The following is a 14583-nucleotide window of genomic DNA, read 5'->3' on the forward strand; positions in this document are numbered from 1 at the left end:
TGATAGCCCCTCGCTTCCTGATCCGAAGGCATTGAGGATGACCACATGCAACAGAGACAACCGACCCCTTGACGGGTCAATCCATACCAGGAGCTCAATTCATTGAGCGATGGCGGCTACCGCCGATCGCCCGATAAATCGGGCTCCCACACTGGTGAATGGCGCCGGAGAGTGATCATCAGACCAGCGATGAATCCGTCCCCTACTGCTGGAAATTCAGCATCCGCTCCAGCGGCCTGAGTGCGGCGGTGCGCAGCGCGGCGTCGACGAAGATCTCGCCGCTGCCGTGGCGCAGGGCGTCGGCCAGGTTGTCCAGGGCGTTCATGGCCATCCACGGGCAGTGGGCACAGCTCCGGCAGGTGGCGCCGTTACCCGCGGTGGGGGCCTCGAAGAGGGTCTTCTCCGGCACCGCCTGCTGCATCTTGAAGAAGATGCCGCGGTCGGTGGCGACGATCAGCTTGTCGTTGGGCAGCGCCTTCGCCGCCTTGATCAGCTGGGAGGTGGAACCCGCCACGTCGGCCAGCTCCACCACCGCGGCCGGCGACTCCGGATGCACCAGCACGGCGGCCTCGGGATAGAGCGCCTTGAGGTCCTCGACGCCCTTGGCCTTGAACTCCTCGTGGACGATGCAGGCCCCGTCCCACAGCAGCATGTCGGCGCCGGTCTTCTTCTGGATGTAGCCACCCAGGTGCTTGTCCGGGGCCCACAGGATCTTCTCGCCACGGGCCTGGAGGTGCTCGATCACCTCCACGGCGATCGACGAGGTCACCACCCAGTCGGCGCGCGCCTTCACCGCCGCCGAGGTGTTGGCGTAGACCACCACGGTGCGGTCGGGATGCTGGTCGCAGAAGGCGGCGAACTCGTCCGCCGGGCAGCCCAGGTCCAGCGAACAGGTCGCCTCCAGGGTGGGCATCAGCACGCGCTTCTCCGGCGAGAGGATCTTGGCGGTCTCGCCCATGAAGCGCACGCCGGCCACCACCAGGGTGTCGGCCTCGTGGCGGGCGCCGAAGCGGGCCATCTCCAGGGAGTCGGCCACGCAGCCGCCGGTCTCCTCGGCGAGCTGCTGGATGGCGTCGTCGGTGTAGTAGTGGGCCACCAGGACGGCGTTGTTGGCCTCGAGGAGCCGCTTGATCTCCTCGATGCGCGCCTCGTCCTCGGCGGGAATCCGGGTGGGGCAGTAGGTACGCGTCAGGTGCTCACGCACCTCGGCACGGGAAGTCATGATCGTCATCGTGTCTACCACTGTGACTGGCAGGGGCTCCCCCTGCATGATCGGGTGCATCGTGGCTCGCGCGCTCCGCGCGGACGATGCGCCTGGGGGCGACCCTTGCGTCTCTCGCCGTGGTCGACCCGAACCCCTATTCTAGACCAGAACGTTCGTCTGTTGACCAGTGCCGGTACAGAAAGTGGTACGTTCAGGCGTATTGGACCCCCGGACTGCCGGCCCGTTCCTGCCCGACAAAGCAGAACGCCCCGACCTCAGGGAGGTCGGGGCGCGGTATCTGGTGGGTCGTGTAGGATTCGAACCTACGACCAATTGGTTAAAAGCCAACTGCTCTACCAACTGAGCTAACGACCCGCTGCTTGCGCACAAGCATTCAGGCTCGGATGGTGGGTCGTGTAGGATTCGAACCTACGACCAATTGGTTAAAAGCCAACTGCTCTACCAACTGAGCTAACGACCCGTCCGAACGGGGGCAGATATTACTGATTCACCCCTTCACTGGCAAGGACTTTTTTGCCTTTTGTCGCACTCGCCGCGCCACCCGCCAAGGCGGGCTGGCGAGCCCTAGCGGCGCGCCCGTGGCTTGCGCATGGCCTGCACCGGCTTGCGCTTGTGCTTGTCGCGGCTCCAGCGGTTCTTCTCGTCGGGGGTCAGCTCCGGCACCTTGCGCGCGGGCAGGCCAGCGGTCTCCGCCAGGTCATCGATCTCGTCCTGGGAGAGCTCCACCCACTCGCCGGCCTTGGCACGCTTGTCGAGGAAGATGTTGCCATAGCGGACCCGCTTGAGGCGGCTGACGGTGAGCCCCTGGGACTCCCACAGGCGGCGCACCTCACGGTTGCGACCCTCCATGATCACCACGTGGAACCAGGTGTTGATCCCCTCGCCACCGAACTCCTGGACGTCGGTGAAGCGCGCCGGGCCGTCCTCGAGCATCACGCCCTCGACCATGGCCACCACCTGCTCCTTGGTCACCTCGCCCATGACGCGCACCGCATACTCGCGCTCCACCTGGGTGGAGGGGTGCATCAGCCGGTTGGCGAGCTCCCCGTCGGTGGTGAACAGCAGCAGGCCGCTGGTGTTGATGTCCAGGCGGCCGATGGCGATCCAGCGCTCGCCCTTGAGGCGCGGCAGCCGGTCGAAGACGGTGCGGCGCCCCTCGGGGTCCTTGCGGGTGCAAAGCTCCCCCTCGGGCTTGTTGTACATGATCACCCGCCGGGGCACCTCCTCGGCGCCACGCAGGGTCACCGGGCGACTGTCGAAGGTCACCCGGTCACGCATCTCGATGCGGTCGCCGAGGGTCGCCACCTCGCCGTTGACCCTGACCCTGCCATCGGCGATGGCGGTCTCCATCTCGCGGCGGGAGCCCAGCCCGGCGCGGGCCAGGACCTTCTGAAGTTTTTCGCTGGTCGTGCTCATCGGTCATCGTTCTCACTGGGTGTGGATTCCGCCCCCGGAGCAGCGTCATCGTCGACGCGGCTGCGGGCACGTTCGGACAGGCGAGCCTCGAGATCGGCGAAGCTCAGGCCTGTCCGCTCTGACGCCGTCCCGGCGTGGTCATCGTCGGCCGTCCCGGCCGTCGGTTCGAAGCGCTCGAAGGCGATACCGCCCGCCTCGCGCGCCTCGGGGTCGTGTCGTTCCCCTTCGTCCTCTCCCGGCGTGGCCGCTTCCCCGTCGTCCGGCGGGACATCGGCCTGGGCCAGCAGCGCCTCCTGGGGCGGCGGTGGCGCTTCCTCCTCGAAGGCCGGCTCGTCGAAGGACTTGAGCTCGTGCATCGGCGGCAGCTCGTCGAGGGTCTTGAGGCCGAAGTCGTCGAGGAAGCCGCGCGTGGTGGCATAGACCGCCGGGCGTCCCGGCACGTCGCGATGGCCCACCACGCGGATCCAGCCGCGCTCGAGCAGGGTGCGCATGATCGAGCCGCTCACCGTGACCCCGCGCACCTCCTCGATGTCGCCGCGGGTCACCGGCTGGCGATAGGCGATCAGCGCCAGGGTCTCCAGCAGCGCCCGGGAGTAGCGCTGGGGGCGCTCGTCCCACAGCCGCGAGACCCAGGCCGAGAGGCGCGGGCGGATGCGCAGCTGGTAGCCCGAGGCGGTCTCGATCAGCTCCATGGCGCCCCGCTCGTGGCGCAGGCCCAGGCGCTCCAGCGCCTCGCGCAGGGCACGCCGCGGCGGGCGCTCGTGGTCATCGAAGAGCCCCTCGAGCCGCTCCAGGGCCAGCGGCTCGCCGGCGGCCAGCAGTGCCGCCTCGAGGATCTCGTCCAGGGCCTCGGGAAATTCCATCGCGGTCATGGGTAGCGGCTCCCCCCGCCTTCGTCGTCCTCGAAGGCGCTCTCGCCGCCCTCGCCCAGGTCATCCAGCTCGCCGGCCTCGAAGGCCCCCGCCTCCTCGCCCATCGGGGCGCGGGCGCGCACATGGATCGGCGACAGGGGCACATTCTGCACGATCTCGATCATCGCCTCCTTGGCCAGCTCGAGGATCGCCATGAAGGTCACGATCACCCCGGCGCGCCCCTCCTCCAGGGTGAACAGCGACTCGAAGGGGGTGAAGTGCTCGTGGCCGAGCCGCTCCATGATCGCCAGCATGCGCTCCCGCGTCGAGAGCACCTCGCGGCTGATCTGGTGGCTCCGGTTGAGTTCGGCGCGGCGCAGGATCCCCGCCAGGGCGCCCAGCAGCTCGTCGAGCGCCACGTCGGGATGGATCACCCGCGACTCCAGCGGCGGCAGCGCGGCACGCGCCGGGAACCAGTCGCGCCCCAGGCGCGGCAGCTCGGCCAGCGACTCGGCGGCATGCTTGAGCCGCTCGTACTCCTGCAGCCGGCGAATCAGCTCGGCCCGCGGGTCCTCCTCCTCGTCGTCCCCGCCCTCCTTCGGCGGACGCGGCAGGAGGGTCCGCGACTTGATCTCGGCCAGCATCGCCGCCATCAGCAGGTACTCGCCGGCCAGCTCGATCTCCATGGCCTTCATCAGCTCCACGTACTCGATGTACTGCCGGGTGATGGCGGCCACGTCGATGGCCAGGATATCCAGGTTCTGACGGCGGATCAGGTAGAGCAGCAGGTCCAGCGGCCCCTCGAAGGCCTCGAGGAACACCCGCAGCGCCTCCGGCGGGATGTAGAGATCCTCCGGCAGCTCGGTGATCGGCTCGTCGAACAGCCGCCCCAGCACCTCGGCCTGCCTGGCCGCCTCGCTGGCGGGTTCGGGGGTCGCGGTATCGGGCGTCTCGCTCACGCGGCGCGGGCCTCTCGGGATGGGTCGAGCAATCGATCGGACAGTCTAACCGAAACCCCCGGCGCGGAACACGCCGCATCAGGCCCTCGCCGGAGCGCCGCGGACCAGGTAGACGGCAAACAGCGACAGCAGGGCGGCGAAGAAGCACCATACCGAGAAGAAGGCGTAGGCGTAGAACAGCACCGTCACCCCCATGGCGGCCAGCAGCAGCAGGCTGAAGAGCAGCAGGCGCCGGTCCGAGGCGATCATGAAGGGCGTGAGCGTCACGATCACGTAGGCCAGGGTATAGAGCTGCTTCTGCAGCGGCGGCCGCGATGTCTCGTAGGCGATGGAGCCGTTGACCACCGAGGTCGCGACCTCGGTACTGCCGACCAGCAGCGGCAGGTAGACCATCGCCCCCACCCCGGCGCCGGCCACCGTGAAGGCGAGCAGCAACCGCCGCCGACGCGCGCTGCCCGTCTCGAGGCGATAGGCCAGCCAGGGGCAGTAGAAGGGCCACACGCCGAAGGCGAAGAACAGGTAGAGCAGCGCCAGGGAGTGCACCCCCGGGGGATCCCCCCGGCCCAGGGCCAGCCACAGCCAGCCCTCGACGAACTGTTGCGCGGCGAACAGCAGCGGCATGGCGGCGACGGGAAGGTAGCGGGCCTGCCGGCCGCGAGCGTGGTGCACACAGTAGGCACCGACTGCCGCCAGCATCCCGCTGGCCGCGAAGCTCGCCTCGGCCGAAAAGCACATGGCACCCCTCCTGGTGGTCCGTCGCCTCAGTCGGCGGCGGCGGCGCGACGATGGCGGCCGGTGTAGTCGAAGAGCTTCTCGCGCACCTGCCAGTGGCGACCCACCCTGCGCCCCACCACGAAGTCCGGGTGGCGCAGCCGGCGCTGCTCGGCGACCACCGCCGCCGGCGTGGCGGGCCGGAACGGCACGCCCGGTGCCTTCAGGTGATCGCGCAGGAAGGCACCGGCGAAGGCGGCGCGCTGGGCCGGGGTCTCCAGGGCAAACCACTCGGCGAGGGTGGCGCCATCCTCGTCATGATAGGTCACCTTGAGTCGCGGCAGGCCGCGGCCGTTGACGGTGGCCTCGAGCTGCATGCCGGACACCCGCAGCACCCGGGCGTCGCGCAGGCGCAGCGCCGCCTTGAGCTTGTCGTCGGCGTCCACCAGCAGGGTCTCGCAGCCGTGGCAGCGCCGGGCGGCGATATCGTTCTCGGCGCCGCAGTCGCCGCACACCTTGAAGCGAAAGCGAAAGTCGCACTGCGTGCGCTTGCCGCGCCCGTCTTCCACCAGCCCCTGGCAGCGGCGACCGAAGTGCTCGATCACCAGCTCGCCGTCGCGCCTTCCCCAGAAGAGGTTGGCGTGGCCGCAGGCGGGGCACGCGACCTGCACCGGCTCGCAGTCGGAGGCGGGTCTCGGCGACCCCACCTCAGGCGCATAGAGATCCCAGGGGTTGCCGGCGTAGTCGAGGATCAGGCAGTCACGCTTGCCGGGTGAGAGGCGCAGGCCGCGGCCGACGATCTGCTGGTAGAGGCTGACCGACTCGGTGGGGCGCAGGATGGCGATCAGGTCCACGTGGGGGGCATCGAAGCCGGTGGTCAGCACCGCCACGTTGACCAGGTACCTGAGCTCGCGGGCCTTGAAGGCGGCGATGAGCCGCTCACGCTCGGCGGAGGGGGTCTCGCCGGTGACCAGCGCCGCCTCCCCCGCCGGCAGGTAGCCGAGGATCTCCTCGGCGTGGGCCACGCTTGCCGCGAAGAGCATCACCCCCTGGCGGTCGCGGGCGCGCTCGACGACCTCGGCGATGATCCCCGGCGTGGCGCGGTGGCCCGCCACCACCCGGTTGAGCTCCTCCTCGCGGAACAGGCCGCTCGTGCCCGGCGTGAGCGCCGAGAAGTCATATCGCTCCACCGCCGCATCGATGCGCCGCGGCTCGGCCAGGAAGCCCTGCTTCACCATCAGCCGCAGCGGCTGCTCGAAGACGCAGTCGCGGAAGAAGCTGTCCGCCTCGCCGCGCACCATGCCGTGATGGTGACAGTGGTAGATGAATCCCTGGCCGAGCCGGTAGGGCGTGGCGGTGAGACCGAGGATCTTGAGGTGCGGATTGGCCGCGCGCAGGTGGTCGATCACCTGGCGATAGCTGGAGTCCTCGGCCGGCGACACCCGGTGGCACTCGTCGATCACCAACAGGGTGAAGTTGCCATCGTCGAAGCGATCGAGGCCGCGCACCACCGACTGCACCGAGCCGAACACCACCTGGCGGCCGCTCTCCTTGCGCCCCAGGCCGGCACTGAAGATGTCGGCCGAAAGGCCATAGGCCTGGTACTTGGCGTGGTTCTGTTCCACCAGCTCGCGCACGTGGGCCAGCACCAGCACCCGCCCCCGAGCCAGGCGCGCCAGCTCGGCGATCACCAGGGACTTGCCGCTCCCGGTGGGCAGCACCACCACGGCGGGATCGTCCGAGCCGCGAAAGTGGCTCACCACCCGGCGTACCGCCTCCTGCTGGTAGGGACGCAGGGAGGGTGGCGCGACGGGCAGCGGGGGAGCAGCGGGAGCGGGCATGCAGGGTCCGGAATGGCGTGACGAGCGGCCATCTTAGCGGGACATGGCGCCGCCGTCAGGGCCTCAGGGGAAGCGCGGCGGCCGGCCGGCCAGCCGTGCCGCCACCGCCTCGCGCTGCTCCTCGCCCCCCAGCAGGCCGCGCTGCAGGCGCGCCTCCAGCGCCAGCCGCTCCCGCGGCGTCATGCCCGGCGCCAGGGTGAAGAGCTCGCCGGCCGCGGCCACCGCCCGGGGCGAGCGGGCCGCCACGGCGGTGGCGATGTCGCGCGCCGTGCGCTGCGGGTCGTCGGCCAGCCGGGTCGCCAGCCCGAGCGTCACGGCCTCCTCGCCGGCGACCTTGCGCCCCGTCCAGGCCAGCTCGCGCAGCACGTCGCCGCGAATGTCGCCGGCGGTGACGCTGATCCCCATGTCGGGAATGATGCCCCAGACGATCTCGAGCAGCGCCAGGCGCGCCTCGGGATGGACCACGCGGATGTCGGCGCCCAGGGCGATCTGCAGCCCGCCGCCGTAGACATGCCCGTGGAGGGCCGCGATCACCGGCACCCCGGCCTCGCGCCACCCCAGCGCCAGGCGCTGCACCGGATTGATGCCGGCCTCGTCGGGCTCGAGCAGCGACGGCAGCCGCGCCGGCTGGTCCATGATGGCGCCCATGTCCAGGCCCGCGCAGAAGCTGTCGCCCTCTCCGGCCAGCACCACGGCGCGCAGGCCATCGAGCTCGGCCAGGCGACGCTGGGCCGCCAGCAGCCCGTCGATCATCGCCCAGTCCAGGCCGTTGTGGGCCCGGGGGCGGGCCAGGCGAACCTCGGCCACGGGGTGGTCGATCTCCAGGGTGACCCGCTCATGGAACCGCTCGGTCGCTGCCATTGGCTTCTCCTTGAATCCGGCTATCGACAGTGTGGCCGGTGGGACCGCCATTTTCAAACGACCGTTTCGATCCCGATGATCCCCTTCCGTAAGACGCCGGCCCGCCCGCCGCCGCCGAACGGCCTCGACCGGACGGTCAGCAAACCGACGACATTGCCGACAGGCCGCGTATGAGATCGGCACTTCGCGGGCGAGACCGGCAGAAACTTGATCCCGGTCATGTCCGGCGGCGCTAACCTGCTGGAGCATGCCTCTTCCCACGCCCCCAGCAGAGGAGACCGCCATGACGACAAGTCCAACCCGCGGCACCCCCGGCCTGCTGCCCGAGGAGCTCCTGGCCCTCGCCGGCAACCATGAACATGCCGAGCTCGAACGCTATCGCGGGCTCGCCTTCCGCTTCCTGGCCTTCAGCAGTGCCGCCAGCCGGCTGATGGCCGCCCTGGGCATCGAGTGCGAGATGCGCCTGTCGGGTCTGGCCCGGGCCGCGCGCCGCCTGGGCCTGGACGCCCCCGGCGACGCGTCGGTCGGGCCCCTCGCGGTGCCGGCGGCGTCACCGCCGGGCCTGATCAGCAGTCTGGCAATGGCACGCGGCGCCCTGTCCCAGGCCATCATCGATGCCGCCGTCTCCCACCGGCTCTACGCCCGGCTCGGCGAGCTCGGTGGGGCCTCCTCCCTGGGCCGCGAATTCACCGCCATCGCCCGCCAGAAGCAGGCCGAGCTGGCCATCCTCCGCGAGCACTGCCTCGAGAGCGGCACCGGGGAGCGACTGCGCCACCGCGCCTGACCGGCGACACCCCACTCTCGAAACGACGGGAGGCGGCCCGAAGGCCGCCTCCCGTGTCGCCTGCCGCAGGGCGCTCCCTCACCCCAGCCAGACCCGCGCGTTGCGGAACAGCCGCAGCCAGGCACCGTCCTGCGTCCACTCCGCCGGACGCCAGGAGTTGGTCACCGCCCGCACCACCCGTTCGGGGTGGGGCATCATGATGGTGACCCGCCCGTCGGGGGTGGTCAGGCCGGTGATGCCGGAGGGCGAACCGTTGGGGTTGGCCGGGTAGCGGGTGGTCACCTGGCCGTAGTTGTCCACGTAGCGCAGGGCCACCTGGCCGCTGCCCTGGAGGCTGCGCAGGTGGGCGCTGTCGCGGAACTCGCTGCGCCCCTCGCCATGGGCCACGGCGATGGGCAGGCGCGACCCCTCCATGCCGGCCAGCAGGATCGACGGGCTCTTCTCCACCTGGACCATGGCGACCCGTGCCTCGAACTGCTCCGACTCGTTGCGCACGAAGCGCGGCCAGGCCTCGGCGCCGGGGATCAGGTCCTTGAGCTGGGCCAGCATCTGGCAGCCGTTGCAGACGCCCAGCGAGAAGCTGTCGTCACGGGCGAAGAAGGTCGCGAACTGCTCCCGGGCCCGCTCGTTGAACAGCACCGACTTGGCCCAGCCCCCGCCGGCGCCCAGCACGTCGCCGTAGGAGAAGCCGCCGCAGGCCACCAGGCCCTTGAACTCATCCAGCGATACCCGGCCTTCCAGGATATCGCTCATGTGTACGTCCACCGCCTCGAAGCCGGCACGGTCGAAGGCCCAGGCCATCTCCACCTGGCCGTTGACCCCCTGCTCGCGCAGCACCGCCACCGCGGGCCGCGCGCTGTTCACGAAGGGGGCAGCGATATCCTCGTCCACCGCGAAGCTCGGGGTCGCGGAGAGGCCCGGGTCGCGATCGTCCAGCAGGCCATCGAACTCGCTCTTGGCACACTCGGGGTTGTCGCGCAGCGCCTGCATCCGGTAGCTGGTCTCGGTCCAGGTGCGCTGGGTGAGCAGCCGGGTGGTCTCCAGCAGCGGCTCCTCGAAGAGGGTCACCCGCACCTGGTCGTCGTAGCGCGGGCGGGCGATGACGCCGCAGGTCTCGAGGCCGGCGGCGGCGAACTGGGCCAGCACCGCCTCGGTGTGCTCACGGTTCACCTGGATCACCGCCCCGAGTTCCTCGGCGAACAGCGCGTTCACCGCCTCGGCCGGCTCGTCGATCAGCCAGTCGAGCTTGATCTCGAGGCCCGCGCGGGCGGCGAAGGCCATCTCCAGCAGGGTCACCAGCAGGCCGCCGTCGCTGCGGTCGTGGTAGGCGAGCAGCTTGCCCTCGGCGTTGAGGCCCTGGATCACCGCGAAGAACGCCTTGAGGTCCTCCGGGTCGTCCAGGTCGGGGCAGGCGTCACCCACCTGGCCGTAGACCTGGGCCAGGGCCGAGCCGCCCAGGCGGTTCCGACCGCCGCCCAGGTCGATCAGGATCAGGTCGGACTCGTCCTGCTCCAGGTTGATCTGGGGGGTCAGGGTCTTCATGGCATCGGTGACCGGGGCGAAGCCGGTGACCACCAGGGAGAGCGGCGAGGTGACGCTCTTCTCCTCGACCTCGCCCTTCCCGTCACCCGAGCCGCTCTCCTCCTGCCAGGCGGTGCGCATGGACATGGAGTCCTTGCCCACCGGGATGGCGATACCCAGCGCCGGGCAGAGCTCCATGCCCACGGCGTGGACGGCGTCGTACAGCGCCTGGTTCTCGCCGGGGTGGTCGGCGGCGCTCATCCAGTTGGCGGAGAGCTTGATGTCGCCGAGCGTCTCGATGGGGGCCGCGGCCAGGTTGGTGATCGCCTCGGCCACCGCCAGGCGGGCGCTGGCGGCGGGGTCGATCAGCGCCACCGGGGGACGCTCGCCCATGGCCATGGCCTCGCCTGCATGGGTGTCGAAGCTGGCCGTGGTCACCGCCACGTCGGCCACCGGCACCTGCCAGGGGCCGACCATCTGGTCGCGGGCCACCTGGCCGGTGATGGAGCGGTCGCCGATGGTGATCAGGAAGCTCTTGGAGGCCACGGCGGGCAGGCGCAGCACCCGGTCCATGGCCTCGCGCAGGTCGAGGTTGTCGAGCATCACCCCCGACAGCGGGGTGGTCTCGCGCTGGAACTCGCGGGTCATCTTCGGCGGCTTGCCGAACAGCACGCTCATCGGCAGGTCGACGGGCCTGCTGTCGAAGTGGCCGTCGCGCACCTCCAGGTGGTGCGCTTCGCTGGCCTCGCCGACCACCGCGTAGGGGCAGCGCTCGCGACGGCAGAGGGCATCGAAGGTCTCGAGGTCATCGGGCGCCACCGCCAGCACGTAGCGCTCCTGGGCCTCGTTGCACCAGATCTCCAGCGGGCTCATGCCGGGTTCGGCGTTGGGCACCGCCCGCAGGTCGAACAGGCCGCCGCGGCCGCCGTCCTTGACCAGCTCCGGCAGGGCGTTGGAGAGGCCGCCGGCGCCTACGTCGTGGATGAAGCGGATGGGGTTGCCCTCGCCCAGCGCCCAGCAGCGGTCGATCACCTCCTGGGCGCGCCGCTCGATCTCGGGGTTGCCACGCTGCACCGAGGCGAAGTCCAGGTCGGCGCTGGAGGCGCCCGAGGCCATGGAGGAGGCCGCGCCGCCGCCCAGGCCGATCAGCATCGCCGGCCCGCCCATCACGATCAGCTTGCCGCCCACCGGGATCTCGCCCTTCTGGACGTGGCCATCGCGGATGTTGCCGTAGCCGCCGGCGAGCATGATCGGCTTGTGAAAGCCGCGGCGCTCGATGCCGTTTGTGCCCAGCGCATCCTGCTCGTAGCTGCGGAAGTAGCCGGCCAGGTTGGGGCGGCCGAACTCGTTGTTGAAGGCGGCGCCGCCGATGGGGCCCTCCAGCATGATGTCCAGCGCCGAGACGATACGCTCCGGCTTGCCGTAGTCGAAGGCCTCCCAGGGCTGCACGAACTCGGGGATGCGCAGGTTGGAGACGGTGAAGCCGGTCAGGCCCGCCTTGGGCTTGCCGCCGATGCCGGTGGCGCCCTCGTCGCGGATCTCGCCGCCGGCGCCGGTGGCCGCGCCCGGGTGAGGCGCGATGGCGGTGGGGTGGTTGTGGGTCTCCACCTTCATCAGGATCTGGATCGGCTCCCGGGAGGTGCCATAGACGGCGCGCTCGCCGGCCCGGCCGGTCAGCGGCGTCGGGAAGAAGCGACCCGCCTCGGAGCCCTCGATCACCGCGGCGTTGTCGCTGTAGGCGGAGAGGATGTTGTCCGGCGAGGCCTGGTAGGTGTTCTTGATCATCTTGAACAGCGAGTGGCTCTGGGCCTCGCCGTCGATCACCCAGTCGGCGTTGAAGATCTTGTGGCGACAGTGCTCGGAGTTGGCCTGGGCGAACATCATCAGCTCGACGTCCGCCGGGTTGCGCCCCAGGTCGCGGAAGGCGTCGACCAGGTAGTCGATCTCGTCGTCGGCCAGCGCCAGGCCCAGCGCGGCATTGGCGGCGACCAGCGCCTCCCGGCCGCCCTCGAGGATATCGACGCTGCCCAGCGGCGCCGGCTCGTGGTGGGCGAAGAGCTTGGCCGCGTCCGAGGCGTCGGCCAGCACCGTCTCGGTCATGCGGTCGTGCAGGGCCGCGCGGATGGCCTCGAAGGCCTTCTCGGAGAGCATGCCCCTGAGCCTGACCCGGTAGGCGACCCCGCGTTCGATGCGCCTGACCTGCTTCAGGCCGCAGTTGCGGGCGATGTCGGTGGCCTTGGAGGACCAGGGCGACTGGGTGCCGATGCGCGGCACCACCAGGAACAGCTGGCCCTCGGCGCGTGACGCCTCGTCACGCTCGACACCCTGGCCGTGGGAGCCCCGAACTTGAGAACCCTGAATTTGAGAACCCTGAACTTGAGAACCATAGTCCAGCAGCCGCTCCAGCACCGCCAGGTCGTCACCGGCCAGCTCGCCGTCATGGTCGATGAAGTGCACATACTCCGCCTGCAGCGACTCGACGTCGCCAACGGTGTCGCGCAGGGCGGCCAGCAGCTTGGCATGACGGAAAGCGGAAAGGGCGGGCGCGCCACGCAGTTCGAGCATGTCTTGGAGCCTCTGAAGCAGGAAAGATCGGGGCCGCGGCCTGCGGCAACAAGCGCACATGATACTGGAAAGCGCGGGTGGCGAGAAATCGCGCGGATGACAGCCGCGCCTCCGCTGGTTATGGTGAGGGGTCCTGTTGCCGTGCCGCTGCCGAATGTCCGCCGCCCCCTCCTCCCCCTCGCGCCGCTGCTGGCGCGGCATCGCCGCCCTGGCCGCCACCCTGCTGCTCGGCCTGGTGCCCGGGCGCTTCGGCGTGCCCGATGGCCGCCACCTGGAGGAGGTGCTGGCCCGTGACTTCCTCAGCGTGCATACCCGCAACACCCCCACCACCTACTACGAGGGGCGCCAGGGTCCCACCGGCTTCGAGTACGAGCTGACGCGACGCTTCGCCGCCCACCTCGGGGTCAGCCTGACGCTGGAGGCCGACCACAACATCGAAAGCGTGCTGGCGGCGGTGCGCCGCGAGGGCGACCTGGGGGCCGCCGCCCTGCCGCTGGAACCGGGCACGCCCGGCGTGATCTTCAGCCGGCCGATCCTCGAGCTTCAGCCGCTGCTGGTCTATCGCCGCGGACTGCCGCCGGTGACGTCGATGGAGGACCTCGCCGGCCTCGCCATCGGCACCCTCGCCGGCGCCGGGACCGACCGGGTACTGCGCGAGCTGCAGGCCGACCACCCCGGGCTCACCTGGCAGGAGTCGGGCGAGCTGGAGGTGGCCGAGCTGCTGCGCTGGATCGAGGACGAGCGCCTCGACGCCGCGGTGATCTACGACCACCAGTTCCGCCTCAACCGGCTGTTCTTTCCCCGCGTGGAGCGCGGCTTCCTGCTCGGCGACCCGCTCTCCATGGCCTGGGCCTTCCCGGCCGGACGCGGCCTGGGACTGGTGGAGGCCGCCAACCGCTTCCTGGAGACGCTTCGCCAGGAGGGCGAGCTGGAGCGGCTGGTGGCGCGCTACTTCGGCCACGACGACTACCTCGAGTACGTCGGGGCGCGGACCTTCATCCAGCACGTCCACCATCGGCTGCCCGACTACGCCGAGCTGTTCCGCGAGGCGGCCCGCGACACCGGCTTCGACTGGAAGCTGCTGGCTGCCGTGGGCTACCAGGAGTCGCACTGGGACCCCGAGGCCACCTCCCCCACCGGGGTGCGAGGCCTGATGATGCTGACCAATGCCACCGCCGGCGACCTTGGCGTCGACGACCGCCTCGACCCGGTGCAGAGCATCGAGGGCGGCGCACGCTACCTGCGCGAGCTCAAGGATCGCCTGCCGGCGTCGATAACCGGAGAGGACCGCCTGTTCATGGCCATGGCCGCCTACAACGTGGGGCTCGGCCACCTCTACGATGCCCGGCGCATCACCGAGCAGCGCGGCGGCGACCCGGACCGCTGGGCCGACGTCCGGGAGTCGCTGCCCCTGCTGCAGGAGCGGGAGTGGCACAGCCAGACCCGTCACGGCTATGCCCGGGGCGGCGAGCCGGTGATCTACGTGCGCAACATCCGTCGCTACCACGAGATCCTCAGCTACGTGGATCGCAGCCAGCAGCAGTTCTACCTGCTCAATGCGCGAATGCCCGACATGGAAGAGAGCGATGATGCCCTACTGTCCCCCGCGCCAGGCCCGTGATCGCCCGGTGAGCTCCCGGGCCGCCGGACTCAGCCTGGCGGCGCTGCTGGGGGCCGTGATCGCGCTGGGCCTGGCGGCCACCGGCCTGCATGGCTCGGCCTCGACCGCGCTGCCGCTGTGCCTCGGGGCCCTGGCCCGGATGTTGCACCGGGCCGGCCAGACGCTCCCAGATCTCAGGCTCGGTGAAGACATTGGCGCTACGGGCTTGAGATTGGCTATTTCTTGATC

Annotated in this window: 11 protein-coding genes and 2 tRNA genes; 3 read left to right on the forward strand and 10 right to left on the reverse strand. The window is 70.3% G+C overall.

All coding sequences use genetic code 11. The annotated features are described in order from the left end of the window. Positions 1 to 202 precede the first annotated feature (202 nt). The 9 genes from nadA to BDK63_RS17475 all read right to left on the reverse strand — a co-directional run bounded on the left by nadA (position 203) and on the right by BDK63_RS17475 (position 7864). Positions 203 to 1231, reverse strand: coding sequence for a quinolinate synthase NadA (nadA, locus tag BDK63_RS17435; protein ID WP_183334314.1), 1029 nt, complete (start codon positions 1229 to 1231; stop codon positions 203 to 205). A 272-nt stretch (positions 1232 to 1503) separates the two neighbouring features. Further along, positions 1504 to 1579 (reverse strand) — tRNA-Lys (locus BDK63_RS17440). A 30-nt stretch (positions 1580 to 1609) separates the two neighbouring features. Further along, positions 1610 to 1685: transfer RNA gene (locus BDK63_RS17445), tRNA-Lys, on the reverse strand. A gap of 104 nt (positions 1686 to 1789) precedes the next feature. Then, on the reverse strand, positions 1790 to 2641 hold the full coding sequence (rluB, locus tag BDK63_RS17450; protein WP_183334316.1) for a 23S rRNA pseudouridine(2605) synthase RluB: 852 nt from the start codon (positions 2639 to 2641) through the stop codon (positions 1790 to 1792). After that, on the reverse strand, positions 2638 to 3513 hold the full coding sequence (gene scpB, locus BDK63_RS17455) for an SMC-Scp complex subunit ScpB (RefSeq protein ID WP_183334318.1): 876 nt from the start codon (positions 3511 to 3513) through the stop codon (positions 2638 to 2640). Before scpB ends, rluB begins: the two co-directional genes overlap by 4 nt. Beyond that, positions 3510 to 4451: a segregation and condensation protein A gene (locus BDK63_RS17460; RefSeq protein WP_183334319.1), complete on the reverse strand. Its 942-nt coding sequence runs from the start codon at positions 4449 to 4451 to the stop codon at positions 3510 to 3512. The genes scpB and BDK63_RS17460 overlap by 4 nt, the downstream gene beginning before the upstream one ends. A gap of 78 nt (positions 4452 to 4529) precedes the next feature. Continuing rightward, a complete protein-coding gene (locus BDK63_RS17465; RefSeq protein WP_183334320.1) occupies positions 4530 to 5186 on the reverse strand; it encodes a DUF6629 family protein in 657 nt (218 codons plus the stop codon). Positions 5187 to 5212: 26 nt separating this feature from the next. Further along, entirely contained in the window at positions 5213 to 7003 is a 1791-nt protein-coding gene (gene radD, locus BDK63_RS17470) for a DNA repair helicase RadD (RefSeq protein WP_183334321.1), read from the reverse strand. 63 nt (positions 7004 to 7066) lie between these two features. Further along, a complete protein-coding gene (locus tag BDK63_RS17475; protein ID WP_183334322.1) occupies positions 7067 to 7864 on the reverse strand; it encodes a crotonase/enoyl-CoA hydratase family protein in 798 nt (265 codons plus the stop codon). Positions 7865 to 8147: 283 nt separating this feature from the next. On the opposite strand from BDK63_RS17475, the gene BDK63_RS17480 reads away from it, so the two are divergent. Continuing rightward, on the forward strand, positions 8148 to 8648 hold the full coding sequence (locus tag BDK63_RS17480; protein ID WP_183334323.1) for a hypothetical protein: 501 nt from the start codon (positions 8148 to 8150) through the stop codon (positions 8646 to 8648). Positions 8649 to 8726: 78 nt separating this feature from the next. On the opposite strand, the gene purL is transcribed toward BDK63_RS17480, so the two are convergent. Then, positions 8727 to 12734: a phosphoribosylformylglycinamidine synthase gene (purL, locus tag BDK63_RS17485; RefSeq protein WP_183334324.1), complete on the reverse strand. Its 4008-nt coding sequence runs from the start codon at positions 12732 to 12734 to the stop codon at positions 8727 to 8729. A gap of 154 nt (positions 12735 to 12888) precedes the next feature. Here purL and mltF point away from each other — a divergent pair, with 154 nt between their 5' ends. Then, positions 12889 to 14355: a membrane-bound lytic murein transglycosylase MltF gene (gene mltF / locus BDK63_RS17490; RefSeq protein ID WP_183334326.1), complete on the forward strand. Its 1467-nt coding sequence runs from the start codon at positions 12889 to 12891 to the stop codon at positions 14353 to 14355. Then, on the forward strand, positions 14324 to 14581 hold the full coding sequence (locus tag BDK63_RS17495) for a hypothetical protein (RefSeq protein WP_183334328.1): 258 nt from the start codon (positions 14324 to 14326) through the stop codon (positions 14579 to 14581). Before mltF ends, BDK63_RS17495 begins: the two co-directional genes overlap by 32 nt. Positions 14582 to 14583 lie beyond the last annotated feature (2 nt).

Source organism: Halomonas campaniensis (genome assembly GCF_014193375.1).
Classification (GTDB): Bacteria; Pseudomonadota; Gammaproteobacteria; order Pseudomonadales; family Halomonadaceae; genus Halomonas; species Halomonas campaniensis.

Excerpts from the sequence above, each read along its gene's own strand:
- nadA (WP_183334314.1), bottom strand. The coding sequence starts at position 1,231 with ATGACGATCATGACTTCCCGTGCCGAGGTGCGTGAGCACCTGACGCGT.
- rluB (WP_183334316.1), bottom strand. The coding sequence starts at position 2,641 with ATGAGCACGACCAGCGAAAAACTTCAGAAGGTCCTGGCCCGCGCCGGG.
- scpB (WP_183334318.1), bottom strand. The coding sequence starts at position 3,513 with ATGACCGCGATGGAATTTCCCGAGGCCCTGGACGAGATCCTCGAGGCG.
- BDK63_RS17465 (WP_183334320.1), bottom strand. The coding sequence starts at position 5,186 with ATGTGCTTTTCGGCCGAGGCGAGCTTCGCGGCCAGCGGGATGCTGGCG.
- radD (WP_183334321.1), bottom strand. The coding sequence starts at position 7,003 with ATGCCCGCTCCCGCTGCTCCCCCGCTGCCCGTCGCGCCACCCTCCCTG.
- BDK63_RS17475 (WP_183334322.1), bottom strand. The coding sequence starts at position 7,864 with ATGGCAGCGACCGAGCGGTTCCATGAGCGGGTCACCCTGGAGATCGAC.
- BDK63_RS17480 (WP_183334323.1), top strand. The coding sequence starts at position 8,148 with ATGACGACAAGTCCAACCCGCGGCACCCCCGGCCTGCTGCCCGAGGAG.
- purL (WP_183334324.1), bottom strand. The coding sequence starts at position 12,734 with ATGCTCGAACTGCGTGGCGCGCCCGCCCTTTCCGCTTTCCGTCATGCC.
- mltF (WP_183334326.1), top strand. The coding sequence starts at position 12,889 with ATGTCCGCCGCCCCCTCCTCCCCCTCGCGCCGCTGCTGGCGCGGCATC.
- BDK63_RS17495 (WP_183334328.1), top strand. The coding sequence starts at position 14,324 with ATGCCCTACTGTCCCCCGCGCCAGGCCCGTGATCGCCCGGTGAGCTCC.